Origin of the sequence: Neisseria sp. 27098_8_158 (assembly GCF_041433145.1) — a bacterium.
Taxonomy (GTDB): domain Bacteria; phylum Pseudomonadota; class Gammaproteobacteria; order Burkholderiales; family Neisseriaceae; genus Neisseria; species Neisseria subflava_E.
In genome coordinates this window covers 598,772-623,292 of record NZ_JAPWAZ010000001.1, presented here as the reverse complement: position 1 = coordinate 623,292, position 24,521 = coordinate 598,772, and the positions used below count along the sequence as shown (strand labels likewise).

Sequence of the window (24,521 nt, the reverse complement as noted above, 5' to 3'; positions counted from 1 at the left end):
AACCATTCTTTCCTATTTTTTCAGACGGCCTTTAATATCGGCGGACAATCATTGATAAAGCAAGAACACGACCATGAGCCATTATCCTTTGTTTGCCGATTTGAGAGACCGTCCTGTTTTACTGGCAGGTGCGGGTAAGGTTGCCGAGCGCAAGGCGGAAAGCCTGTTATCTGCCGGAGCGCGCGTGCGCGTTGTTGCGGAAACTCTGAATTCGCAGTTTCAGCAATGGGCGGCTGAAGGGAAAATAGTTTGGCTGGGCGGCTTGTTTGAAGAAGCCATGTTGGACGAGGTGTATTTTGTTATTGCGGCGACGGATGACGACGTGTTTAACCACAGTGTTTTTGAAGCGGCGGAACGACGGGCAAAATTGTGTAATACGGTGGATACGGCGGACTTGTGTTCGTTTATCGTACCTGCCGTGGTGGATAGGGGACCGTTGAAGATCGCCATATCCAGCGGCGGTACTGCGCCTGTATTGGCGCGTAAATGGCGGCAGATTATTGAGACATTGATTCCGCTGCATACGGGCACGATGGCGCGTATTGCCGGCAAATGGCGCACAAAGGTTAAGCAAGCGCTGAATAATGTCGAACAACGCCGTTATTTTTGGGAGAAGTTGTTCGACAGCCGTTTCAGTATTTTTGCAGCTCAAAACAATATCGAAGCGGCAGAACGTGAATTGATCACGCAGTTGAATCGGGAAACGCCGTTTGGCGGCGAAGTGGTTTTGGTGGGCGCAGGGCCGGGTGATCCGGGCTTGCTGACTATACATGCTTTGCAGGCGATACAGGCTGCGGATACGGTGTTTTACGATGCTTTGGTATCGGATGATATTTTGGCGATGGTACGTAAAGATGCAGTGAAAATCAGCGTGGGCAAACGCGCCGGTGCGCACCATGTCCAGCAGGAAGAAACCAATCGTCTGTTGGTTGAACACGCTCAAAAAGGCGAGCGTGTGGTAAGGTTGAAAGGCGGCGATCCTTTTGTGTTCGGACGTGGTGGGGAGGAAGTGCAAACCCTGCATCAGGCCGGAATCGCCTACCGCATTGTGCCGGGCATTACTGCCGCGCTTGGAGCTACTGCTTACGCCGGTATTCCGTTAACACATCGCGATTGCGCCCAAAGTGCTTTATTTGTAACTGGCCACAGCAAACACGAGGGCAATCAGCCTGATTGGCAGACTTTGGCTTTAAGCCGCCAAACGTTGGTAATCTATATGGGTACGCTTAAAGCGGCTGAGATTGCGGAAAAGTTGATGGCTTATGGCAGGCAGCCTTCTACACCTGTTGCCGTGATTTCCAATGGGACTTTACCCAATCAAACCGTGCGGACAGGCCGTCTGAAAGATTTGGGCTTGCTGGCTGCCGAAGCAGAGCGTCCAGCTTTAATGGTGATTGGCGAAGTGGTTGCCCTGCGCGATGAGATGAAATGGTTTGGAGAATTTGTCGAATGCTATGAAGAAGCGGCGTAAAGAGGATTGATCAAATAAGGCCGTCTGAACATTGGTTTCAGACGGCCTTGCCTTATTTAGAAGCTTGGCAATATTGCTGATAACGTTCTGCCAGTCCATATAGGATGATTGCTGTCAGACCCCAAATGTCATAGTGTTGGAAAGGCAGGGCGGGGAGGGCGAGGGTTTGATTGTTGTGATGAAGATGACGGAATGTGTAGTTTTGCAGGTTTAAGGCGAAATCCAAAGGCAGATAAAAAATTTCAGCTACTTCATCGGGATTGGCTTTAGGGTTGACTGGCTGGGTGCAAATTGCCGGAACAGGCGTAACACGGTAGCTGGAAGGCGTGTCATAAAAGGGTAGCGGCGCAAAAGTCTGCCATGCGGTAATCGGAATGGCGGTTTCTTCATAAGCTTCTCTTAACGCCGTTGCCGTTAGGCTGTCGTCTTGGGTATCTTTGCGGCCGCCGGCAAAGGCGATTTGTCCAGTGTGCTGTCTTAAGGTTTCGGCCCTTTTGGTCAGTAAAATTTGCCACGCTCCTTCATGCAAGACAATGCCGACCAAAACGGCTGCTTCTTTGACTGTTTGGGCGGTAAATAATTGATTGCGCTCTGCTTGCATACGGCTGCTGAAGCGTGAAGCTTGAGTTAGGAAATGGATAAGGTGGTCGGTATTCATTTTTGGCGCTGATCGTTTTATGCAGATGAGGATTACACAAGGTTTACGGTTACCGTGTCAACAAAATAGGGTGCGTGTGTTACAGTTATGCCTGAATGATAAATAAAGCTTTGCGTCTGTTTTGCAAGTGCTTAGGCCGTCTGAAAATGCCGGCAGGTTCTCAAAAAGGATAGTTATGTTGTTTTCCCCATCCCGTATTCGAGTGGCAGCTACGGCTGTCATGATGTTGTTTGCTACACAAACTTTTGCCGCGCCCGGCGATTCAAATACAGTTTTTGAATCGGCTAAGATTATCAAAAAGAAAAGCCGTGCCGACCGTTTTTCTCCCGAAGAGCGTGAGCAGGAGCGGATACGTCTGTTGGGTATACAAAACCGCACCTCGCAGGTTTTCACTTTGTTAAATTCAGAACTGGCTCTGCAAAAGGGTGATGCCGCCTCTGCACTGTTTACTTATATTTTGACGTTGCATCGTACCAAATCTCCCGAAGTGGCCGAACGTGCTTTGGAGATGGCGGTCTCTTTAAACGCCTTTGAACAGGCTGAAGCCATTTACCAAAAATGGCGCGAAATCGAGCCGGAGCCTGGTGAAACACAAAAGCGTATGACTTGGTTGCGCAATTTGCTGCTGGGCAAAGCCGATAAGAATTTGAGCGGATTAGACAAGGTGATTGCCGGCGGTAGTGAAGACGAGCAAAAGCGCGTGTTCCTGCTTTTGGCACAAACCGCAGCCCAACAGCCGAATCTGACCAGCGATGCGGTCAAACAGGTGCATAAAACGGCCTTGAATTATAAAGACTTCCCTGAAGCGGCGATTGCGGATGCAATTTTTAGTGCAAAAGACGGTCAAAAGAAACATGCCATTGCCGCATTGCAACGTTTGGCCAAGTTGGACAATGAAATTCTGCCGCCGACTTTTGTTACCCTGCGTCTGATGGCGCAACGGCATCCTGATATTCTGGACGGCTTCTTCAAAGAGACAGACACCAAAACCTTATCTCCGATTTGGCAGGAGTTGGACATCGCCAATTTGATCGCCCATGGCCAAAATGATAAGGCTTTTAAGCGTTTGCAGACTTTGTTGGAAGAAAATCCTAACCCTGATTTGTATATTCAGGCCGCCTTATTGTCAGCCAGCAAGACAGAAAATATTTCTGCGGTAAACAGCTATCTGGAAAAGGCTTATAAAGCCGGCACGGAAGAGCAGCGCAGCCGTGCGGCGTTGATTGGCGCGGTTTCTTATAATGATGTTGAAGAATTAACCAAAGCCAAACAATGGCTGGATAAGGTAACGGCTACGGCTTATACGTTTGATAAAACCATTTTGGCTGCTTCCATCGAAGCCAAACAGGGCAACCATAAAGAGGCTTGGGCTTTGGTGCAACGCGCACAAAAAATGCCCGAGCAAAGAGGACGTTATTTTGAAGCCAGTGATTTGTTGAATACGGCTTTGTTCGTATTGTCTAAAAATACCAATCTTCAAGAATCGTTGAATGCTTTAAATAGCTTGGTAAGTTCTACCGAAAAATCCTTGAAAACCCAAGCTTCTCCTGAGCTGCTTGCCAATGTACTGTATCAACGTTCGATGGTTTATGAGAAGCTGAATCAGCCAGGCAAGGCGATTGCCGATTTACGCCGTGTGGTAGAGCTGTATCCGGATAATCCGCACGGTTGGAATGCTTTGGGCTATACCTTGTTGTCAAGCGGCAAGGATTTGGACGAGGCATTCAAAATGGTTCAGACGGCCTATCAAATGGAGCCGGAAAGCGCAGCCATTAATGATAGTGTAGGCTGGGCTTATTATCTTAAAGGCGATGCACAAACAGCTTTGCCGTATATCCAATATGCCTATGAAAAAGAACCTGAAGCCGAAGTTGCCGCGCATTTGGGCGAAGTCCTATGGACACTTGGCGACCAAAACAAGGCCAAAGAAATCTGGAATGACGGTTTGAAACGCGGAAGCAATCTCCGAGTATTAAAAGAGACAATGTCCAAATTCGGTATAACGCCCAGCAAACCGCATACTCAAAAACACAAATAAAACTCAAAGGCCGTCTGAAAAGTGTTTGATTTCAGACGGCCTATGAAGGAATATCCATGAATTTAAAACAAATATCATCGGTTGCAGCCTTATTGCTTTTAGCCGCTTGTGCGCAGCCAAACTTTCCTCAGCAAAACAGTTGGCAAGCAGCAGAGCAGGTGCAGGATTTTAGTGCGGATGGCCGATTGGCTGTCAAAGTGGAAGGAAAAGGCTCTTATGCCAATTTCAACTGGACTTATCAGAACGCGGTTCAAACCATTGATGTGAATACACCGTTGGGCAATACCGTAGGCCAGCTGTGTCAAGACAGCGAAGGCGTATTGGCAGTAGACAGTAAGGATAAGGTTTATCAGGCGGAAACGGCTGAGGAATTGAGCAGACAGCTTTTGGGCTTTGCTTTGCCGGTTCAATATTTGCATATTTGGGCAGATGGTAAACGCGTTGCCAATGCGCCATACAAAATTCTGCCTGATGGCCGTCTGGAGCAGTTTGACTGGACGATATCGCGTACTTTAAATAGTTCAGGACAGCCCAAAACGCTTCAACTTGAGAATGCCAAGTTTAATATCCGCTTGGTGTTCGATACAGTAAACCACTCTTTGGATAAGAATGGACAAACCCGATGCGCAGCACGCAAATAGAGGATGTCATGTCTGTTTCAGAGGAAATCCAAGCCTTTCCTGCGCCGGCTAAATTAAATTTGGATTTGAGGATTACCGGCCGCAGGAGCGACGGTTATCATAATTTGGAAAGTATTTTCTGTTTGATCGGTTTATATGATACCGTTCATCTGAAAATGCGTACCGATGGGCAAATTATTCTGCATACGCCGGTCGAAGGACTTGAGCCCGAACAGGACTTGACTTATCGGGCGGCTAAATTATTACTACCATATGCAAGCGTACCGAACGGCGTTGAAATCTGGTTGGATAAAGTGATTCCGACCGGCGGAGGTTTAGGCGGCGGCAGCTCCGATGCAGCCACAGTCTTAATGGTTTTAAACCAATGGTGGCAATGCGGTTTGAGCAGGCAGCAACTGATTGATTTAGGTGTAAGTCTTGGTGCGGATGTTCCTTTTTTTATTTTTGGAAGAAGTGCTTTTGCCAAAGGCGTAGGCGAGAAGCTGGCTGAAATAGATGTCCCTAAACAATGGTATGTTATCGTTAAGCCCCCCGTTCATGTGGCAACAGCTAAAATTTTTGCGCATGAAGGCTTGACACGGGATTCCAAACCCAGCATAATGCCGACTTTCCAATCGTTACAGCCGTTTCAAAATGATATGCAGGCGGTTGTGTTTCAGGAATATCCTGAAGTTTGGAAGGCTTATATTGAGTTATCCCAATATGGTCATGCATTAATGACTGGTTCCGGGGCTTGTTTGTTTATAGCAAGTAAATCTCATCAAAAAGCACATACAATTTACCAACAGGTTTCTCAATCATATGAAGCTTATTGTGTGGAAGGATTAGATGTTCATCCGCTGTATCATATGATTTAGTAAGTTGGGGAGTCGTCAAGCGGTTAAGACACTGGATTTTGATTCCAGCATGCGAAGGTTCGAATCCTTCCTCCCCAGCCAAACCCTTTGTTGGGGAGTCGTCAAGCGGTTAAGACACTGGATTTTGATTCCAGCATGCGAAGGTTCGAATCCTTCCTCCCCAGCCAACACCCTTTATTGGGGAGTCGTCAAGCGGTTAAGACACTGGATTTTGATTCCAGCATGCGAAGGTTCGAATCCTTCCTCCCCAGCCAAATAAAAGCGTGTAAGTTTTCTTACACGCTTTTTTACGCTCAGAGCGAAATAACGCTGAAAAACTTTTTTTTACCCGTCTTTACGCGTATAATCGCGTGATTAGTGTCTTAGACATAGGGCGAAGGGAAGCGTAATGTTTTCTGCGCGTAAATCAAATCTAGAATCAGGTGAAGATATGGCTGCTTATGACAGTTTAATGGTGTTTACCGGTAATGCAAATCCGGAATTGGCGCAACGTGTTGTCAAACATTTGGATATTTCACTCGGTGAAGCCACTGTTTCCAAATTCTCTGATGGCGAAGTAGCCATTGAATTGTTGGAAAATGTGCGTGGTCGCGATGTGTTTATTTTGCAACCTACCTGCGCGCCTACCAATGACAACCTGATGGAAATTTTGACTATGGCTGATGCACTCAAACGTGCTTCTGCTGGTCGTATTACTGCCGCGATTCCTTACTTTGGCTATGCGCGTCAAGATCGTCGTCCTCGCTCTGTTCGTGTACCGATTTCTGCTAAATTGGTAGCAAATATGTTGTACTCAGCAGGTATCGACCGCGTATTGACTGTTGACTTACATGCCGACCAAATTCAAGGTTTCTTCGATATTCCGGTAGATAATATTTACGCTACCCCGATTTTATTGAACGATATTAAACAACAGCGCATTGAGAACCTGACTGTTGTCAGCCCTGATATCGGTGGTGTTGTACGTGCACGTGCTGTTGCTAAATCTTTAAATGCTGATTTGGCTATTATCGACAAGCGTCGTCCTAAAGCCAATGTGGCTGAAGTGATGAACATCATTGGCGATATTCAAGGCCGTACTTGCTTGATCGTAGATGATATGATCGATACGGCAAACACCTTGTGTAAAGCGGCTGTTGCCCTGAAAGAGCGCGGTGCAGATCGTGTACTGGCATACGCCAGCCATGCAGTATTCTCCGGCGAAGCAGTGAATCGAATTGCTTCTTCTGAAATTGACCAAGTAGTTGTAACAGATACGATTCCGTTGTCTGAAGCAGCTAAAAAATGTGAACGCATCCGTCAAGTTACCATTGCCGGTTTGCTGGCTGAAACGGTACGCCGTATCAGCAATGAAGAATCCGTCTCATATCTTTTCAATGAAGATGTGATGACTGGCGGCATGTTGCTGCCATAACCCGATGTCGTCTTAAGCTGGTCGCGGCCGATGACGACGATTTTATCTAAATTGGAGTATTAAACATGACTTACGAAATTCAAGCCTCTGTTCGCGAAGCCCAAGGCACTGGTGCGAGCCGCCGCCTGCGTCGCGAAGGCCAAATCCCTGGCATTCTGTACGGTGAAGGTCAAGAGCCTGTTGCTATCGCTGTAGACCACAAAACTGTATTCTACGCATTGGAAAAAGAATCTTTCCATACTGCTTTGATTAAACTGTCTTTGAACGGTGAAACTAAAGACGTTATCGTGCGTGACTTCCAAATGCACCCATTCCGTCGTGAAGTTCAACACATCGACTTCCAAGCTGTAAAAGCTGACCAAGTTGTACGTATCCGTGTTCCTCTGCACATTGTTAACGCTGAAAACTCTCAAGCTGTTAAATTGCAAGGTGGTCGTGTATCTCTGTTGAACACTTCTGTTGAAGTAGTTGCTTTGCCTGCAAACATTCCTGCTTTCTTGGAACTGGATTGTGCATCCGTAGTTGCCGGCGACATTCTGCACTTGTCAGATATCAAATTGCCAGAAGGTGTTGAAAGCGTTTCTCTGAAACGTAACGAAAACCTGGCTGTTGCTACTGTTACCGGTAAAAAACGCTAATAGGTAGTTAAGATAAGAAAACCGTATCAGATAAATCTGATACGGTTTTTGTTTTACATATAAAATTATTTGCTATAAAACTTAGGTAAATGTAACAGCAATGTACTTTATAAGATTGAAGCAATCTCATTGCGAAGTTTATTAAGAAAGCGCCCATGCCGCACCCATTGTGCGGCTGATTCATAATCCTGTTGTTCAAATGCTTGTTGCAAATCTTGATATAGGTTGCTTTGTACTTCTTGGATTTCTTGATCCAGTGCCCGGATGGCATCATGGTTTTGTTCCATTTGAGCATCCATCAATGTTTCCCGCCATTCCATCTGCTGCATGAGGAATTCTGGTGAAAACGAAGTGTGTTCAGGTGCATCAGCATCGATATTTTGGCTTTTCAAGAGATAAGCAGCCCGATCAATAGGACTTTTTAATGTACGGTAGGCATCATTAATTGTAGAAGACATCATAACGGCTTGTTTCTGCTCAAAAGCTGAAGCAGAAGCAAATTTATCGGGATGAAATTGGGCAGCTAAAGCTCGATAGGTCTGTTCGAGTGCTTCGGTATCAATATTGAAAGATGGCTCAAGCTGGAAGAGGTTAAAGTATTGAGACATGATATTAAAGGAAAAAATCTAAAGAAGAGGATTGTTTTACGATATAATCCGGAAACTGTTTATACGAAAGGAAAACAATATGACCGGTAAGGTGCAACACAATAAAGGCAAAATACGAGACAATGCCTTAAAAGCCTTAGTCAAATCTGATTTGTTCCGACACAAAGTAGAACGAAAAAGAAAAGGCAAGGGTAGCTATAATAGGCAAGAAGCCAAAAAATGGCGGGATGGTTTTGATACTTTCCCGCCATTTTTTATATTTTAAACGTGGAAGCTCTCGCCGCAGCCGCAAGAGTCTTTGACATTCGGATTTTCAAATTTGAAACCTTCCTGCAAACCTTCTTTGGTGTAATCGACTTGCGTGCCGTCCAGATAAACCAAACTTTTCGGGTCGATATAAACGCGCGCGCCGTGTTCTTCAAAAATCAGGTCATCCTCGTTCACTTCATCGACAAATTCCAGGTTGTATGCCATGCCCGAGCAGCCGCTGGTTTTCACTCCCAAGCGCACGCCTAAGCCTTTGCCGCGTTTGGTCAGGTAGTTATTGATGTGTTTGGCTGCGTTTTCTGTGATGGTAATCATGCTTTTTTCCTCATTTCGCAATCATTTTCTGTTTTGCCTGCTTTTTTATTTCAGACGGCATCTTGATTATCAGGCCGTCTGAAAACGCTGTTTTGCCCACTCTATCGCGGCGGTAATGGCAGCTTTTGCCTGCGGACTGTTTTTCCAACAGGTCGAGCCGGTCAATTTTTCCCCTAGTTCCAAAACATCGTCCAAATCTGCCGCCGCCAGCTTGGCAACATCATCCAAACCCATTTGCTGCAAACGCTGCAATATGGTTTTACCTATGCCTTTGACAGCAAGTAGGGATTGGATTTCTTTATCGGTAAAAGGCATTTTGCTTCCTTTGATTTTGCAGGTACTGGCGCATTTATATGGCAGTTGGTGCCTATCAAGCCGATTTAGACATTAATGTCTGCAAACTAAGTATCTGGGAAACAAGATTATTTGTTTTCCTGACGTTTACGATAGTCGGCAACGGCTGCTTTTACCGCATCTTCAGCCAAGATGGAGCAGTGGATTTTAACTGGAGGCAATTCCAACTCTTCGGCAATTTCGCTGTTTTTGATTGCCAGTGCATCATCAAGGCTTTTGCCTTTGACCCACTCGGTAATCAGGCTGGAAGAAGCGATGGCAGAACCACAACCGTAAGTTTTGAATTTTGCATCTTCGATAATACCTTCATCGTTAACTTTGATTTGCAGGCGCATGACGTCGCCGCAGGCCGGCGCGCCGACCATGCCGGTGCCGATAGATTCGTCGTTTTTGTCGAAAGTGCCGACGTTGCGGGGGTTTTCATAGTGGTCGATTACTTTATCGCTGTATGCCATGATGTGATTTCCTTTGTGTTTTTAGTGGTGTAAATGGTTTGTTTACGAATATTCAGACGGCCTGAAGTTTAGATTTTGCACGCGCCGCCTTCGCAGCCGTCATCATTCTCTGAATCAACGCCGCCTTCTACGGTAACGTCGTCAAAATCTTCGAGCAGGTTGTCGAGATTGTCGAGGTCGAGTTCTTGTTCGTCCATGGGTTTGTATCCTTAATTAGAAGGTTGTGGCTTTTAGGTCGTTTGAAAAGGTTTTTTTTAAGGTTTCAGACATCCTTTTTAATGTCTAAGTTGATTGCCTATTACAGTTGTTTTATCAGCCATTTATAAAGGCACATTCTAAAATTGTTAGGGGTTTTCCGTTAACATTAATCGGTTTTAGTTTTGCTTGCAGGGTTTCGTATTCTTCTAAAATCAAACTGTATTTTCGAATAGGACGGTATTTTCCTTTTAACACCTTACGTGCCTGTTCCAAAGGTACATCCAACAATAAACGGGTGTAGCTGTAACCTGCGGTTTCTAATTGGAACGTCTGGCTGATATGAACCACAGGCAAGCCATAGTAAGTACCGCTGAGTTTCAAACGGGTTTGATCAAGAATAAACGGTTTCCATCTTCACTAAATTCCGCGCGGTGCAAAGTCATCGGAGGGTGCGCAAGATCGCGGTAAGCCTTTGGCAGCTTGACTCTATTGGGATAATTCAAACGCAGGTTTTGATATTTAGAGTCTTTATCGTTCCAGTCATAGCTTACATCACTAAATGGATCCAACAGGTTTTCCAAATGTTTATCGAATTGGCAGCCATTTTCAAATGATTTGAATATAGTTGACCAATCAGGTTGTGTATGTGCTGAAACCAGCGGGGCCGAGCATAGAATCAGACAAGAAAGTAAGTGGCGTATTTTATTTTTTATTATCGTCATTTTTAGTATTTTTCTTGATGAGGTCGTCTGAAAAGGTAAAGGCCTTGGGGATTTTTCAGACGACCTTTTCTCTTGATTAATGCGCCGCCCATTCAATCGAGTTCAAATCGATACCTTCTTTAAACATTTCCCACAGCGGCGACAGTTCGCGCAGTTTGCCGATTTTGGATTTGATCAGCTCTGCCGCGAATTGCACTTCTTCTTCGGTGGTCATGCGGCCGAAGGTGATGCGTAGGGAAGAGTGCGCTAATTCGTCATTGCGGCCGAGCGCGCGCAGGACATAGCTTGGCTCAAGGCTTGCGGAAGTACAGGCGGAGCCGCTGGATACGGCGAGTTCTTTCACTGCCATAATCAGGCTTTCGCCTTCGACGAAGTTGAAGCTGACGTTCAGGTTGTTTGGAGCGCGGTGTTCGAGGTCGCCGTTGATGTAGACTTCTTCGATGCCTTCGATACCTTTGAGGAAGATATCGCGCAGTTTCAGGTAGTGCGCAGTGTCTTGTGCTAATTCTTCTTTGGCGATGCGGAAGGCTTCGCCCATACCGACGATTTGATGGGTCGGCAATGTGCCGGAACGGAAACCGCGTTCGTGGCCGCCACCGTGCATTTGGGCTTCGAGGCGGACGCGTGGTTTACGGCGTACATACAGGGCACCGATGCCTTTAGGACCGTATACTTTGTGGCCGGACATAGACAGCAAATCCACTTTGGCTGCTTCAACGTCAACAGGCACTTTGCCGCATGCTTGTGCTGCATCAACGTGGAAAATGATTTTGCGTTCGCGACAGATTTCGCCGATGGCAGGAATATCTTGAACCACGCCGATTTCGTTGTTTACCCACATTACGGAAACGAGGATGGTGTCTTCGCGGATGGCGGCTTTCAGTACGTCTAAATCAACCAAACCGTTTTCTTGTACGTCCAGGTAAGTTACTTCGTAACCTTGGCGTTCGAGTTCGCGCATGGTATCGAGTACGGCTTTGTGCTCGGTTTTTACGGTGATGAGGTGGTTGCCTTTGGATTTGTAGAAGTGTGCCGCGCCTTTGATGGCGAGGTTGTTGGACTCGGTCGCACCGCTGGTAAAAACGATTTCTTTGGAGTCGGCGTTAATCAGGGCTGCGATGTCTGCGCGTGCTTTTTCCACGGCTTCTTCCGCTTCCCAGCCGAAGCTGTGGCTGTTGGAAGCTGGGTTGCCGAAAATATCGGACAGGTAGGGAATCATTTTTTCAGCAACGCGGCGGTCAACGGGAGTGGTGGCGGCGTAGTCGAGGTATACGGGGATTTTGACGGTCATGGTTTGCTCTTTCGTTTGGTCATCTGCCTGCGGTCTTTGCCGCAAGTCGGTTTAATGAATGTGTGTAAAGGTAACGACATGACTGCTGTCGCTGCAGTTTTTTTGTTCAATGATGCTTTGCAGCGTAACGCCGCTGAGGTAATCATTGATGGTTTTGTTTAAGTTTTCCCAAAGGTCGTGGGTCAGGCAGGGGGCGCCGTGGTTGCAGTTTGCTTTGCTGCCGCACTGCGTGGCATCCAGTCGGTCTTCAGCTGCGGAGATGATTTGTGCAATATTGATTTGCTCGGCGGGAGCGGCAAGGATGTAGCCTCCGCCGGGGCCGCGTAGGCTTTCAACCAATCCGGCACGGCGCAGCTTGCTGAATAATTGTTCGAGGTAGGAGAGCGATATGCTTTGTCGTTCGCTGATGGCACTGAGTTTGACAGCACCGGTTTGCGCATTCATCGCCAAATCTATCATGGCGGTTACTGCAAATCGCCCTTTGGTAGTCAGTCTCATGGTGTGGTTGCCTGTGTGGGCGTTTTTATTAGTGGAGGGAATTGTCTAATATCTGAGTGTTTCAGTCAAGTATGTGGCGGCTCGGTTTGATTGTTTGTTTAAATGGTGGCATTGGCTGATTTTTAAATCGGAAAATATTTTCTTTATTTTTCTGTAATTTGGACTTAAGGCCGTCTGAAAAAAGGCTATCAACCCTACAAATATCAGGGTTAAAATGTTTTGATTTAATATTGATACTGATATAGATTATCAAAATTATTCTTAAAATTTAGTTGTTTTGATGGAGTAAAATAATGAGGTGTTTGAAATGTTCAGACGGCCTTGACCATCCATCTTTACCTTAACAGAGGCAATCGACAATGAAATGTGATTTAAGCAAAATAACCTGTATCGAAGACTTGCGCCTTGTTGCCAAACGTAAAATGCCGCGTATGTTTTATGACTATATTGACTCAGGCTCTTGGACGGAAACTACTTATCGTGAAAACACTTCGGATTTCAAAGACATCCGTTTCCGCCAAAAGGTATTGGTTAATATGGAGGGACGCAGTCTCGAAACCAAAATGATTGGGCAGGATGTGAAAATGCCGGTAGCGGTTGCGCCGACAGGTTTCACAGGTATGGCGCATGCTGATGGGGAAATCTTGGCGGCGCGGGCGGCGGAAAAATTTGGTATTCCGTTTACGCTGTCAACCATGTCTATTTGTTCGATTGAAGATGTGGCTGAAAACACCAGCTCGCCGTTTTGGTTTCAGCTTTATGTGATGCGCGACCGCGAGTTTATGGAAAACCTGATTAAGCGTGCGAAGGATGCCAAATGTTCGGCTTTGGTATTGACAGCCGATTTGCAGGTTTTGGGTCAACGCCACAAAGACATTAAAAACGGCCTGTCTGCGCCGCCGAAACCAACCATCGCCAATTTAATCAATTTGGCGACCAAACCAGAATGGTGTATGAAAATGCTGAACACGGAACGCCGCACTTTCCGCAATATTGTCGGTCATGCGAAAAACGTGGGTGATTTGTCTTCGCTGTCTTCATGGACTTCCGAACAATTCGACCCGCGTCTGAGCTGGGACGATGTGGCGCGCATTAAAGATTTGTGGGGCGGCAAGCTGATTATCAAAGGCATTATGGAACCTGAAGATGCGGAAAAAGCAGCGAAAAGCGGCGCGGACGCATTGGTCGTTTCCAATCATGGCGGCCGTCAGCTTGACGATACTGTGTCTGCTATTAAGGCTTTACCTGATGTGGTCAGCGCGGTGGGCAGCGACATCGAGGTTTGGATGGACAGCGGCATCCGCAGCGGTCAGGATATTTTGAAGGCTTGGGCTTTGGGTGCGAAAGGTACAATGATTGGCCGGGCGTTCCTGTATGGTTTGGGTGCGTATGGTGAAGAAGGCGTAACCCGTGCGTTGGAAATCTTGTATAAAGAAATGGATATTTCCATGGCGTTTACCGGTCACCGCAATATTCAAGATGTGGATTCCAGCATTTTGCGTTCTACGCGTTGGGCTCAAGATGAATTTTAATTTTTAAACATAAGAAAAGGCCGTCTGAAAATCTGTTTTCAGACGGCCTTTTTATAGACGGCTATTTCTCGTTTTTGCGATACCATTCAATGAATGCATCGGGTTTGACAAAGCCTAATAAGGGTTCGCTATGACTGCCGTCGGCGTGGACCACAAACACGCCCGGAGGGCCGAAGAGGCCGTATTCTTTCAGTAAGGCCTGATGGTCGGGAGTGTTGGCGGTTACGTCGATTTGGAAGAAGCGCTGCATATCGACTGCTTCGTGTACCTGCGGTTGGTTGAGCGTGTAGGCGGCCATTTCTTTGCAGGATACGCACCAGTCGGCGTAGAAATCAATCAGCACGGGCTTGCTTGGATCGGCTTTCAAGGCGGCATCCATAGCGGTTTTGAGTTCGCCGACATCGGTAAACATTTTGCCGTGGTCGGTTTCTTGTCCGGCTTCGGATGGCGGAACCAGCGTTAGGAAGTGGTGCAGGGCGGTGGTTTGTTTATTAAAGCTTTGCCAGCCAAACCATGAGCCGCCAATCAGCAGTAAAAAGCCCAATACGGCGGCAACTGTTTTCAGACGGCCTTTTTGTTTGCCGGATTTCGCCAAAAGCATAAGGGCGGGAACAATCATCAGCAAGGTGTAGAGGCCGACTACTGCGAAATAAGGCAGATGCGGTGTGGCAAGGTATACGGCAACGGCCAGCAAGATGAAGCCGAATGCATATTTGATGCCGTTCATCCAGTCGCCTGCTTTAGGCAGGATATGGCCGCCGAATGTACCGATGATGATGAGCGGTACGCCGGTGCCGAGTGCCAAGACATAAAGCGCAAGGCCGCCTAATACGGCATCGCCGGTTTGTCCGATATAGCCCAAAGCAAATGCCAGCGGAGGCGCAACGCAAGGGCCGACAATCAGGGCGGACAAAATACCCATGATAAAGACGGAAACGATTTTGCCGCCGGAGAGTTTGTTGCTTTGGTTTTGGAAATAGGATTGGACAGAGTTGGGCAGCTGGATATTGAAGAGGCCGAACATAGACAGTGCCAGTATCACCATCAATGCGGCGGCAGCAAGCACAACCCAAGGCTGTTGCAGCCATACGGTCAACAGCGCGCCGGTCAAGCCGGCAATCACGCCGACTAAGGTATAGGTTAATGCCAAGCCTTGTACATACACCATCGACAAGGTGAACGCGCGACCTTTGCCGGCTTTTTTATCGCCCACGACAATACTGGAAACAATCGGCAGGAGCGGATACATACAGGCGGTAAAGCTTAAGCCCAAACCTGCGACAAAAAACGCCAACAGGTTGGCGTTTAAAGTATCCCAAGAGAGCTTGAAGCGGCTGCTGTCGGGATTGTTTGTACTGGGTTGCGTTGGCATTTGGCCGTCTGAAGAGGCGGACGGTTGCAAAAAGCGGTCTTTGGCAGAAACCGGCTCGTCGCTTTGCGGCTGGTAAACCCCGTTGCCTTTTACGTCAAACTCGGTATCCACAGGCGGATAACACACACCGGCTTCGGCACAGCCTTGATAAGTCAGCGTCAGTTTGTATTGCGGCGCGGCTTGTTTGTAAGGCAGGTCAACCTGTGCGGTATGGTGGTAAACCGTTTGTTTGCCGAAGAATTCGTCTTCTTTTTCTTCGCCTTTGCTGAATTTGGGTTCGGCCAAGACTTTGTCAGGATTGGTCGCTGCAACGATTTTGGACTGGTACATATAGTAGCCGTCAGCGATTTTGAACTGCACGCTGATGCCTTGGTCGGTTACATTGACTTGAGGTACAAAGGCTTGCTCGGGGGGCAGTAAATCATTGGCATCTACTGCGAATGCGAAGCTGCTCAAGCCTAAAAATGCAATGAGGAAATAAAGGAATTTTTTCATAATATCCACGGATATGCCGTTGAGAAACCGTCATTATAAATGATGGGGAAAACAATCGGCTTAATTTATGTTAAATATTGCGAGAGAAATCTAATGCTTTTGAATTATATCGAAATAGGGTTGCCCATATATGACCGATAGTCTCATGTTATCGTTCAATCTATGCCAAAGGCCGTCTGAAATGTTCAGACGGCCTTTGTTTCTATTCGGCTCGGCTTTTAAGGATAAGCGATATAAGCGTAAGCGGAATGGTTGTGTATCGATTCGAAGTTTTCGCTTTCGACGACGAATGATTCGATGCGTTTGTCTGCAATTAACACCGTGGCCACATCACGAACCATGTCTTCGACAAACTTCGGATTTTCGTATGCTTTTTCCGTTACATACTTTTCGTCAGGGCGTTTGAGCAAACCGTAGAGCTGGCAGCTTGCTTGTGCTTCAACGTAATCGATGATTTCTTCAATGCCTACATCCGCATTCGCAATCAGACTGACCGTCACATGCGAACGTTGGTTGTGCGCGCCGTATTGGGAAATTTCTTTGGAACACGGACACAATGAAGTAACCGGAACCATCACTTTCAGGCTGTGGCTGTATGTACCGTTTTTAATTTCGCCGGTCAGGGTAACATCATAGTCAAGCAGCGATTGGATGCCGGAGACAGGTGCACTTTTCTTGCGGAAAAATGGGAAGGTAACGCTGATTTTGCCGGAATGCGAATCTAGCAGGGCAACCATATCGGCGGTCAGCTTGTGCAGCGTATCGAAATCCAAAGCATCGGTTTGTTTTTCCATCAGAGCGACAAAGCGCGACATATGCGTGCCTTTTTGGTCGGCAGGCAGGAAAACCGTCATGGTCAGGCGGGCGACGGTGGATTGTTCACCCTCTTTGCTTTTGAGCGAGATTGGAAAGCGCAGGTCTTTGATGCCGACCTGATTAATCGGCAGGTTGCGTAAATCGCGGCTGGATTGCACGTCTGCAATGGCGTTCATGCGTGGTATGTCCTTCATGATAGGATTGTTGAGATGCGTGTGGAGGGAATCGGCTCGTGTCGGCCGATTTGCAAATGCGAGATTATATCACTTGCTTTATCCGCCTGCATTGATTGTTTCTATTTTTCAGATAGTGATAAAATCTTCGATTATTCACATCTATATAGGCAGAGACCAAATGAAATTCGCCACGAAAGCCATCCATTCCAGCTACGATTGCGACGAACACAACCGTGCGCTGATGCCGCCGATTTATCAAAACAGTATGTTTGCGTTGCACGAGATTGGCGAAAATGTGCCTTACCGCTACTCGCGCCTGAGCAACCCGACCCGTCAGGTCTTGGAAGACACTGTTGCCGATTTGGAGCATGGTGCGGCCGGTTTTGCGTTTTCCAGCGGCATGGCGGGGATTGATGCCGTGTGGCGCACTTTCCTGCGCCCGGGCGATACCATTGTCGCAGTCGCCGATATTTACGGCGGCGCTTATGATTTATTGGTCGATGTTTATCAAAAATGGGGTGTAAACGTTGTTTTTGCCGATTTGGGCAATCCGGATAATCTGGACGAGCTGCTCAAAGCACACAATGTCAAACTGGTTTGGCTGGAAACGCCGTCCAATCCGCTTTTGCGCTTGGTAGACATCAAAGCGCTTGCCGCAAAAGCCAAAGCGGCCGGTGCGCTGGTCGGCATCGACAACACCTTTGCCACGCCGTATCTGCAACAGCCGTTGGATATGGGTTGCGATTTTGTATTCCATTCCGCTACCAAATATTTGTGCGGCCATTCCGACGTATTGATGGGTGTAGTCGTTGCCAAAACCAAAGAGCTGGCGCAGCCTTTGCACGACATGATGGTTCATACCGGCGCGATTGCAGGTCCGATGGACTGCTGGCTGGTGTTGCGCGGTATTAAAACGTTGGCCTTGCGCATGAACGCCCATTGCCAAAACGCACTCGAAATCGCGCGCCGTTTGGAAGCCCATCCTGCCATTGAAAAAGTGTTCTATCCTGGCCTGCCGTCGCACGAACATTACGAACTCGCCCAAGCACAAATGCCCAAAGGCATCGGCGGCGTGGTTACGGTTTATCTCAAAAACGATACGCGTGAAGCGGCCAATAGCGTGATTAAAAACATGCAACTGGTCAAAATGGCTTCCAGCCTCGGCGGCGTGGAAAGTCTGGTCAACCATTGCTATTCCCAATCCCACAGCGGCGTGCCGCATGATGTGAAAATGGAAATGGGCATCAAAGTCGGCCTGCTGCGTTTCTCTGTCGGTATTGAAGACGTTGACGATATTTGGAACGATATTTCCAAAGCATTGGATACGACTTTGTAAATAAGGCTTAAAGGTCGTCTGAAGATGAATGGTTTTTCAGACGGCCTTTAGCAATAACAAAGGAATAGATATGAAAACATTATTCGGTGCATTGATGAGTATGGTAGTTTTGGCAGCTTGTACATCTCCTTCAGCATCTCAGCCTGAACAAGCCTCTAAAGCGCAGGTACAAACTCAACAAGCTGCGCAACCCACTTTAGCCGCCAAATGGCGTGTTGTTGCTTTCAATAAATTCACCGAAAAAGATTTGGCCGGTACTGATGCCTATCTGGATTTGAGCGAGATGCCTAAGGCGTATGGCAAGATGGGTTGCAACGGTATGATGTTCCAAGCCAATACGATTGGTTCGGACAAAATTGATTTTGGTCATATTGCGGTAAGCATGATGCTGTGTGAAGACATGAAGCTGGAAGATGCGTTTTTGCGCAAACAAAGCGTATGGAACTATCGTTTTGACGGTAAAGATTTGATTTTGGAACAAAAAGGCATCAGCATCCGTTTGCGCCGTGAATAATCTTAAAGGCCGTCTGAAAATAAATATTTCAGACGGCCTTTTGAATCTTTATAATAAGCCCTATTTGAAACTGATACCGAATATCAAGGAAACCTATTATGGCAGCTTCTCCAGAAGCCAAGTTTACCGAAGAAAAAGTCTTGTGGATCAAACACCATACGCCTAAGTTGATGACTTTTGCCATCAGCCGCCCTGAGTCCTACCGTTTTTCGGCAGGGCAGTTTTCTCGCCTTGGTTTCCGTGACGGCGAGGGCTTTATTTGGCGCGCGTATTCTGTCGTGTCTGCCGAATACGCCGATACGCTTGAGTATTTCGCGGTGTTAATCGAAGGCGGCCCGATGTCGGCGCGTTTTGCTGCAATGAAAGAGGGCGATACCATTTTGCTGGATAAAACGGCTACCGGTTTCCTCTTGCCCGAGCGTTTCCTCGATGGCAAAGATTTGGTCATGCTCTGCACGGGTTCAGGCATTGCGCCTTTCCTCTCCATTATCGAGCAGCCTGAAATTTGGCAGCGTTTCGACCGTTTGGTTTTGGCGCATTCCGTCTCTTACGCCGATGAGTTGATTTTCAACCAGCGCCTTGCCGATTTAAAAGAGCATCCGCTGATTGAAGAATATTTCCATAAATTCACTTTTGTTCCGGTTACCACGCGAGAGGAAACGGAAGGCGCATTGAGTGGCAAACGGATTCCTGAATTGCTGAAGAATGGCGGCTTGGAAGAAAAAGTCGGCTTCAAGTTCACCAAGGCCGATACGCGCTTTATGGTCTGTGGCAATCCGGCAATGGTCAAAGATACTTTCCAAGCCCTGATGGATTTGGGCTACGCTATGCACCGCAACCGCATCCCCGGCGAAATCATGATGGAAAATGGTTTTTAACAGGTAAATGGTCAAAGGCCGTCTGAAAGTTTCAGACGGCCTTCAATATTAAATATAAACCGAAAATCAGAGAAAATATGAATATCAAACAATTTATCCAAGCCCTGCCCAAAGCCGAGCTGCACGTCCATATCGAAGGGACGTTTGAGCCGGAATTGATGTTTGAAATCGCCAAGCGTAACCATATAGCGATTCCTTATGAAAATGTCGATGCGGTACGGCAGGCTTATGATTTTCACAATTTGCAGTCGTTTTTGGATATTTATTATGCCGGTGCCGGCGTATTGCTGCACGAGGCGGATTTTTACGATTTGACCCGTGCGTATCTTGAGCGTTGCCGCGAAGACAATGTCGTGCATACGGAAATATTTTTCGATCCGCAAACCCATACTGCGCGGGGCGTAGCGTTTGAAACCGTGATTAACGGCATTGTCCGCGCCTGCCGTGAAGCCGGACAGCAGTGGGGCATAAGTACGCGTTTGATTATGTGTTTTCTGCGTCATTTGTCGGAAGAAAGCGCATTTGAAACCTTAAATCAGGCTTTGCCTTATAAAGAACTCATCATCGGCGTAGGCTTGGATTCGAGCGAATTGGGGCATCCGCCGTCTAAGTTTGAGCGCGTGTTTGCACAGGCGCGGGCGGAGGGTTTGTTGACGGTGGCGCATGCCGGAGAAGAAGGCCCGCCGGAATATGTTTACGAGGCTTTGGACTTACTGCATGTCTGCCGTATCGATCATGGCGTACGGGCGGAAGAAGATGAGGCCTTGATGGCGCGTTTGATTAAAGAACAAATGCCGTTGACCGTTTGCCCATTGAGCAATTTGAAATTAAAAGTGTTCCCTGAGATGGCAAAACACAATTTGCGCCGTATGTTGCAACGCGGCGTGTTGGTAACCGTCAATTCGGACGATCCGGCGTATTTCGGCGGCTATATGAACCGCAATTTTGAAGCGCTTGCCGAGGCTTTGGATTTGAGTGCGGAAGAAATCAAAACCTTGTGCGCCAATTCGTTCCGCGCTTCGTTTTTGAGCGAGGCGGAAACGGAAGAATGGATACGGAAAATTGAAAGTTTTAATGTTGAATAACAATAAAAGGCCGTCTGAAAAAGTTTCAGACGGCCTTTTATCATGACAGTTAATAGTCGACTTTGATTTTAGGCGTTTCCTGCGCGGCTTTGTATTCTTCTTCCAATTCAAAGCGCAGCGGATACAAATTCAATTTTTCCATCAGCAGGCGGTCGCCGTCTTCGTCCGGATTGCCCGTAGTCAGCAGCTTGTCGCCGTAGAAAATCGAGTTTGCGCCAGCCATGAAACACATGGCCTGCATGGATTCAGGCATATTGCTGCGGCCAGCGGACAGGCGGACGTAGCTGTGCGGCATGGTAATGCGCGCGACGGCGATGGTGCGGACAAATTCCGTCCAGTCCAAATCTTCGGCATCGGCCAGCGGCGTGCCTTCTACTTTAACCAACTGGTTAATCGGCACGCTTTCGGGCTGAGGGTCTAGGTTGGCAAGGCTGGCAATCAGGCCGGCGCGTTCGGCACGGGTTTCGTTCATGCCGACGATGCCGCCGCAGCAGACTTTCAAACCGGCATTGCGGACTTTGCCCAAAGTATCCATGCGGTCTTCGTGTTTGCGGGTGTGGATGATGTCGTTGTAGCGTTCGGGGTCGGTGTCGAGGTTGTGGTTGTAGTAGTCCAGGCCGGCTTTTTTGAAGTCTTCAGCCATGCCGTCCTCGAGCATGCCGAATGTGCCGCATACTTCCATGCCCAAGCCTTTCACCGCGCTGATGATTTCGGAAACGACGGCCACGTCTTTGGGCTTAGGGCCGCGCCATGCCGCGCCCATGCAGAAACGGCTGGCGCCACGAGATTGGGCAATTTTGGCTTTTTCGACGATTTCGTCCACATCCATCATCTGCTCTTTGCCTAGATTGGTGTTGTGGTGTGCCGATTGCGGGCAGTAGGCGCAGTCTTCAGGGCAACCGCCGGTTTTGATGGAGAGCAGGGTGGAAAGCTGGATTTCGCGCGGGTTGAAGTTTTGGCGGTGGATTTCGGCGGCTTGGAAAACGAGGTCGAGGAAAGGCAGTCCAAACAAAGCCTCGACATCGCATTTTTTCCAATAACGTGCAGTCGGATGCGGCTTGCGCTCGGTTTGACGGCGCAAGGCTACGGGAGATACGGTCATAGTGTGTTCTTTCGTGTTTACAGCGACGCAGTGTCACTGACGGCTTGACTGACGGCGCAATGACGGCAGCAGCAGGTTTGAAATCAATATAAAAGGCCGTCTGTAACGGCGCAGCAAGTGTAACGCTTTTGATAATGTAGAGCAAATGTTTCAGACGGCCTGAAATATGGTCTGCCCGGGTTTGCTATAATCGCATTTTTAATTTTTCCGTTTTCTTATGAACGCGCCCAAAGCCTTCGCCGTACTCGGCCCGACCGCCGGCGGTAAAACCGCACTGGCCTTAAATATTGCCCAATCGTTGCCGGTGGAAATCATCAGTTTGGATTCCGCGCTGGTGTATCGCGGCATGGACATCGGTACGGCTAAGCCGACTGCCGAAGAGCTTGCCGCCGTACCGCATCATTTGATTGATATTATCTCGCCGCTGGAAAGTTACAGTGCGGCAGATTTTGTCGGCGACTGCGTGCGCTTGGTGAATGAAATACATGCGCGCGGTCGCTATCCGCTGATTGTCGGCGGCACGATGATGTATTTCCACGCGCTGACGGAAGGTTTGAACGATTTGCCCGGCGCGGATGCTGCGGTGCGCGCACAGCTTCAGGCAGAAAAAAACGAACATGGTCTGGCAGGCCTGTATCGCCGTTTGCAGGAAGTTGACCCGATTACGGCAGGCCGTCTGAAAGCCAATGACAGCCAGCGTATTGAGCGCGCTTTGGAAGTCTATCTTTTGACCGGCAAGCCTTTGAGCGAACATTTCACAGAGCAAAAGCAGGCCGTTCCTTTATTAGATTTATGCACGGCTGCCTTGATTCCCGAAGACCGCCATTTGTTACACCAGCAAATCGAAAAACGCTTTTTAAATATGCTGGAACACGGTTTCCTCAATGAAATGCACGCTTTACGCCGCAATTATCCGCAACTGCATGCGGATATGCCGTCTATGCGCTGTGTGGGCTACCGTCAGGCTTGGGATTATCTCGAAGGCGAAACCGATTATGACACCTTTGTCGAAAAAGGCATTGTCGCCACACGCCAGCTTGCCAAACGCCAGTTGACCTGGTTGCGGAAAATTCCTTTGGCGCATACGTTAGATCCTTACGCAGACAGCGATTATGTTCAGACGGCCTTAGCCTTGGCGCGTCAGCATTTTCAGGAATAATCCATGCTGACCACGCCACCACTTGCGCCTAAGACGTTGGCCACGCTAAAAGAATTGGGTATTTGTACACTGGAAGATTTACAGGAAATCGGCGCAGTCCGCGCATTTCTATTGCTGAAAGCGTCGGGTTTGACCGTAACCAAAAGCACCTTGTGGCAACTGGATGCGCTGGTTTCAGGTGTAGATGCCCGGCATATTTCTGAAGAGAAAAAGACGGAGCTGAGCGAGGCTTTGAAAAACCATCCACCTGTTGCCATTTTCCCTTCGCAAAGCGATATGGAAGCCTTTATGCGGCTGGCGATAGAACAGGCCAGACAATCGGCGGCCTTGGGCGAGGTGCCGGTTGGCGCAGTCATCGTATATCAAGGCGAAGCAATCGCTGCGGCACATAATACCTGCATTGGCGACCACAATGTCAGCCACCATGCCGAAATCAATGCGCTTTCCGCTGCCGGCAAAGCCTTACAAAACTACCGTTTGGAAGATTGTGACGTGTACATTACCTTAGAGCCTTGTTCCATGTGCGCATCTGCCTTGATACAGGCACGGGTCGGGCGCGTGATTTATGGTGCAGCCGAAGCTAAAACCGGTGCGGCAGGCAGCGTGGTCGATTTGTTTGCCGACAAACGTTTGAATAAGCATACCGCAATTTTAGGCGGCATATTGGCAGGAGAATGCCAAAGCGTATTGCAGGATTTCTTTGCGGCCAAACGTAAGGCCGTCTGAATTTCAGACGGCCTGTCAGCAAAAACATTTTATTTAAATTTTCGGATTCCCCATGTCAGTCAATCATTACGAAAACTTCCCTGTCGGCTCCATTGTGCTGCCGCGCCGTTTGCGCAAGCCGATTCACGCCGTTTACGCTTTTGCACGGACGGCGGACGATATTGCCGACGAAGGTAATGCCGAAGCAGCCGAACGCCTGCGCCAACTGGATGAGCTGAAGGCAGAGTTAGACCGCATTGCACAAGGCGGGAAACCGCAAACGGCATTGATGCAGCGTTTGTACAACGAAGCGATTGAGCCGTTTCAATTGCCGTTGCAGCCGTTTTATGATTTGCTGGCGGCGTTCAGTCAGGATGTGCTCAAAACCCGTTATGAAAACTTTGGCGAATTGATTGCCTATTGCCGCTTGTCCGCCAATCCGGTGGGGCGCATTATGCTGCATTTGTACGGGCAAACCGATGAAGTGAGCATGGCGCAAAGCGACGGCATTTGTACTGCCTTACAGCTGATTAATTTCTGGCAGGATGTGGCGGTAGATTGGCAGAAAGGTCGCGTGTACATCCCTCAGGAAGATTTGCAGAAGTTCAAAGTCAGCGAAGAGCAGATTGCGGCCGGCAAAGCCGACTTTGCTTTTCAACGACTGATGGCGCACGAGTGCCAACGTGCTTTTCAAATGCTGAAGGCCGGATCGCCGTTGGGCAAAACCCTCAAAGGACGAATCGGTTTTGAGCTGCGCATGATTATTGTCGGCGGTCAGTTGATTTTGCAGAAGCTGGACGGTTGCAAATATGATGTGTTTAACCAGCGGCCGCTGTTGGATAAGAAAGACTGGATGATTATCATCAAACGGGCTTTGATGAAGAAATAAAAAAAGGCCGTCTGAAATGGATGTTTCAGACGGCCTG

General features: G+C 48.0%; 26 protein-coding genes, 3 tRNA genes and 1 pseudogene. 18 read left to right on the top strand and 12 right to left on the bottom strand.

The window, feature by feature from the left end:
* The first annotated feature begins 73 nt into the window (after positions 1-73).
* Entirely contained in the window at positions 74-1,471 is a 1,398-nt protein-coding gene (gene cysG / locus O3681_RS03025; protein WP_371459248.1) for a siroheme synthase CysG, read from the top strand.
* Positions 1,472-1,523: 52 nt separating this feature from the next.
* On the opposite strand, the gene O3681_RS03020 is transcribed toward cysG, so the two are convergent.
* Positions 1,524-2,129, bottom strand: coding sequence for a CoA pyrophosphatase (locus O3681_RS03020; protein ID WP_150537772.1), 606 nt, complete (start codon positions 2,127-2,129; stop codon positions 1,524-1,526).
* A gap of 175 nt (positions 2,130-2,304) precedes the next feature.
* Between O3681_RS03020 and O3681_RS03015 the strand changes: the two genes are divergently transcribed.
* From O3681_RS03015 to O3681_RS02980, 8 genes are all read left to right on the top strand, one after another.
* Positions 2,305-4,167 (top strand): tetratricopeptide repeat protein, encoded by a 1,863-nt coding sequence (locus O3681_RS03015; protein ID WP_371459247.1) that lies wholly within the window; start codon positions 2,305-2,307, stop codon positions 4,165-4,167.
* A gap of 56 nt (positions 4,168-4,223) precedes the next feature.
* Positions 4,224-4,808, top strand: a complete 585-nt coding sequence (gene lolB / locus O3681_RS03010) for a lipoprotein insertase outer membrane protein LolB (protein WP_371459246.1) — start codon at positions 4,224-4,226, stop codon at positions 4,806-4,808.
* Positions 4,790-5,665, top strand: a complete 876-nt coding sequence (ispE, locus tag O3681_RS03005; protein WP_107723353.1) for a 4-(cytidine 5'-diphospho)-2-C-methyl-D-erythritol kinase — start codon at positions 4,790-4,792, stop codon at positions 5,663-5,665. Before lolB ends, ispE begins: the two co-directional genes overlap by 19 nt.
* Before the next feature lie 5 nt (positions 5,666-5,670).
* Positions 5,671-5,746, top strand: a tRNA-Gln gene (locus O3681_RS03000).
* Between the two features lie 10 nt (positions 5,747-5,756).
* Positions 5,757-5,832, top strand: a tRNA-Gln gene (locus O3681_RS02995).
* Between the two features lie 11 nt (positions 5,833-5,843).
* Positions 5,844-5,919: transfer RNA gene (locus tag O3681_RS02990), tRNA-Gln, on the top strand.
* Positions 5,920-6,095: 176 nt separating this feature from the next.
* On the top strand, positions 6,096-7,079 hold the full coding sequence (locus O3681_RS02985) for a ribose-phosphate pyrophosphokinase (RefSeq protein ID WP_107723665.1): 984 nt from the start codon (positions 6,096-6,098) through the stop codon (positions 7,077-7,079).
* A gap of 65 nt (positions 7,080-7,144) precedes the next feature.
* Complete coding sequence (locus O3681_RS02980; protein WP_063075835.1) at positions 7,145-7,717, top strand: 50S ribosomal protein L25/general stress protein Ctc; 573 nt, start codon at positions 7,145-7,147, stop codon at positions 7,715-7,717.
* Between the two features lie 107 nt (positions 7,718-7,824).
* Here the strand turns inward: O3681_RS02980 and hscB are convergent, their stop codons facing one another.
* Entirely contained in the window at positions 7,825-8,325 is a 501-nt protein-coding gene (gene hscB / locus O3681_RS02975) for a Fe-S protein assembly co-chaperone HscB (protein WP_070814220.1), read from the bottom strand.
* Positions 8,326-8,404: 79 nt separating this feature from the next.
* Between hscB and O3681_RS02970 the strand changes: the two are divergent.
* Positions 8,405-8,627 (top strand): annotated as a pseudogene (locus O3681_RS02970) (alternative ribosome-rescue factor A).
* On the opposite strand, the gene iscA reads toward O3681_RS02970, so the two are convergent.
* The 7 genes from iscA to iscR form a co-directional block, all read right to left on the bottom strand.
* Entirely contained in the window at positions 8,587-8,907 is a 321-nt protein-coding gene (gene iscA, locus O3681_RS02965; RefSeq protein ID WP_049330777.1) for an iron-sulfur cluster assembly protein IscA, read from the bottom strand. The pseudogene O3681_RS02970 and the gene iscA overlap by 41 nt on opposite strands.
* 69 nt (positions 8,908-8,976) lie before the next feature.
* A complete protein-coding gene (locus O3681_RS02960) occupies positions 8,977-9,222 on the bottom strand; it encodes a recombinase RecA (RefSeq protein WP_371459245.1) in 246 nt (81 codons plus the stop codon).
* 107 nt (positions 9,223-9,329) lie between these two features.
* Positions 9,330-9,716: a Fe-S cluster assembly scaffold IscU gene (iscU, locus tag O3681_RS02955; protein ID WP_371459244.1), complete on the bottom strand. Its 387-nt coding sequence runs from the start codon at positions 9,714-9,716 to the stop codon at positions 9,330-9,332.
* Between the two features lie 68 nt (positions 9,717-9,784).
* Entirely contained in the window at positions 9,785-9,913 is a 129-nt protein-coding gene (locus tag O3681_RS02950; protein ID WP_371459243.1) for a hypothetical protein, read from the bottom strand.
* A 115-nt stretch (positions 9,914-10,028) separates the two neighbouring features.
* Complete coding sequence (locus O3681_RS02945; protein ID WP_371459242.1) at positions 10,029-10,295, bottom strand: hypothetical protein; 267 nt, start codon at positions 10,293-10,295, stop codon at positions 10,029-10,031.
* A gap of 417 nt (positions 10,296-10,712) precedes the next feature.
* Entirely contained in the window at positions 10,713-11,927 is a 1,215-nt protein-coding gene (locus tag O3681_RS02940; protein ID WP_371459241.1) for an IscS subfamily cysteine desulfurase, read from the bottom strand.
* Between the two features lie 51 nt (positions 11,928-11,978).
* Positions 11,979-12,425, bottom strand: coding sequence for a Fe-S cluster assembly transcriptional regulator IscR (iscR, locus tag O3681_RS02935; RefSeq protein WP_003680774.1), 447 nt, complete (start codon positions 12,423-12,425; stop codon positions 11,979-11,981).
* A 359-nt stretch (positions 12,426-12,784) separates the two neighbouring features.
* Here iscR and O3681_RS02930 point away from each other — a divergent pair, with 359 nt between their 5' ends.
* Positions 12,785-13,957, top strand: a complete 1,173-nt coding sequence (locus O3681_RS02930; protein WP_371459240.1) for an L-lactate dehydrogenase — start codon at positions 12,785-12,787, stop codon at positions 13,955-13,957.
* A 61-nt stretch (positions 13,958-14,018) separates the two neighbouring features.
* Here the strand turns inward: O3681_RS02930 and dsbD are convergent, their stop codons facing one another.
* Together dsbD and folE2 are read right to left on the bottom strand one after the other, a co-directional pair.
* On the bottom strand, positions 14,019-15,824 hold the full coding sequence (gene dsbD, locus O3681_RS02925; RefSeq protein ID WP_371459471.1) for a protein-disulfide reductase DsbD: 1,806 nt from the start codon (positions 15,822-15,824) through the stop codon (positions 14,019-14,021).
* Positions 15,825-16,042: 218 nt separating this feature from the next.
* Entirely contained in the window at positions 16,043-16,816 is a 774-nt protein-coding gene (gene folE2 / locus O3681_RS02920) for a GTP cyclohydrolase FolE2 (protein WP_004519889.1), read from the bottom strand.
* A gap of 178 nt (positions 16,817-16,994) precedes the next feature.
* Between folE2 and O3681_RS02915 the strand changes: the two genes are divergently transcribed.
* The 4 genes from O3681_RS02915 (at position 16,995) to O3681_RS02900 (ending at position 20,629) form a co-directional block, all read left to right on the top strand.
* Complete coding sequence (locus tag O3681_RS02915) at positions 16,995-18,152, top strand: PLP-dependent aspartate aminotransferase family protein (protein ID WP_371459239.1); 1,158 nt, start codon at positions 16,995-16,997, stop codon at positions 18,150-18,152.
* Between the two features lie 70 nt (positions 18,153-18,222).
* Positions 18,223-18,666: an META domain-containing protein gene (locus O3681_RS02910; RefSeq protein WP_371459238.1), complete on the top strand. Its 444-nt coding sequence runs from the start codon at positions 18,223-18,225 to the stop codon at positions 18,664-18,666.
* Between the two features lie 98 nt (positions 18,667-18,764).
* Entirely contained in the window at positions 18,765-19,544 is a 780-nt protein-coding gene (locus tag O3681_RS02905; RefSeq protein ID WP_107723348.1) for a ferredoxin--NADP reductase, read from the top strand.
* A gap of 77 nt (positions 19,545-19,621) precedes the next feature.
* Positions 19,622-20,629, top strand: a complete 1,008-nt coding sequence (locus O3681_RS02900) for an adenosine deaminase (protein ID WP_107723347.1) — start codon at positions 19,622-19,624, stop codon at positions 20,627-20,629.
* Positions 20,630-20,678: 49 nt separating this feature from the next.
* Here O3681_RS02900 and bioB read toward each other — a convergent pair whose 3' ends face one another.
* Entirely contained in the window at positions 20,679-21,731 is a 1,053-nt protein-coding gene (gene bioB, locus O3681_RS02895; protein ID WP_004519884.1) for a biotin synthase BioB, read from the bottom strand.
* Positions 21,732-21,948: 217 nt separating this feature from the next.
* Between bioB and miaA the strand changes: the two genes are divergently transcribed.
* From miaA to hpnC, 3 genes are read left to right on the top strand one after another with little or no spacing between them, the layout of a single operon-like run.
* Positions 21,949-22,890: a tRNA (adenosine(37)-N6)-dimethylallyltransferase MiaA gene (gene miaA, locus O3681_RS02890; RefSeq protein WP_371459237.1), complete on the top strand. Its 942-nt coding sequence runs from the start codon at positions 21,949-21,951 to the stop codon at positions 22,888-22,890.
* Positions 22,891-22,893: 3 nt separating this feature from the next.
* Positions 22,894-23,616: a tRNA adenosine(34) deaminase TadA gene (gene tadA / locus O3681_RS02885; RefSeq protein ID WP_371459236.1), complete on the top strand. Its 723-nt coding sequence runs from the start codon at positions 22,894-22,896 to the stop codon at positions 23,614-23,616.
* Between the two features lie 52 nt (positions 23,617-23,668).
* The gene (gene hpnC, locus O3681_RS02880) at positions 23,669-24,484 is read left to right on the top strand and encodes a squalene synthase HpnC (protein ID WP_107723344.1); all 816 of its coding nucleotides are present in this window, start codon (positions 23,669-23,671) and stop codon (positions 24,482-24,484) included.
* The last annotated feature ends 37 nt before the right edge of the window (positions 24,485-24,521 follow it).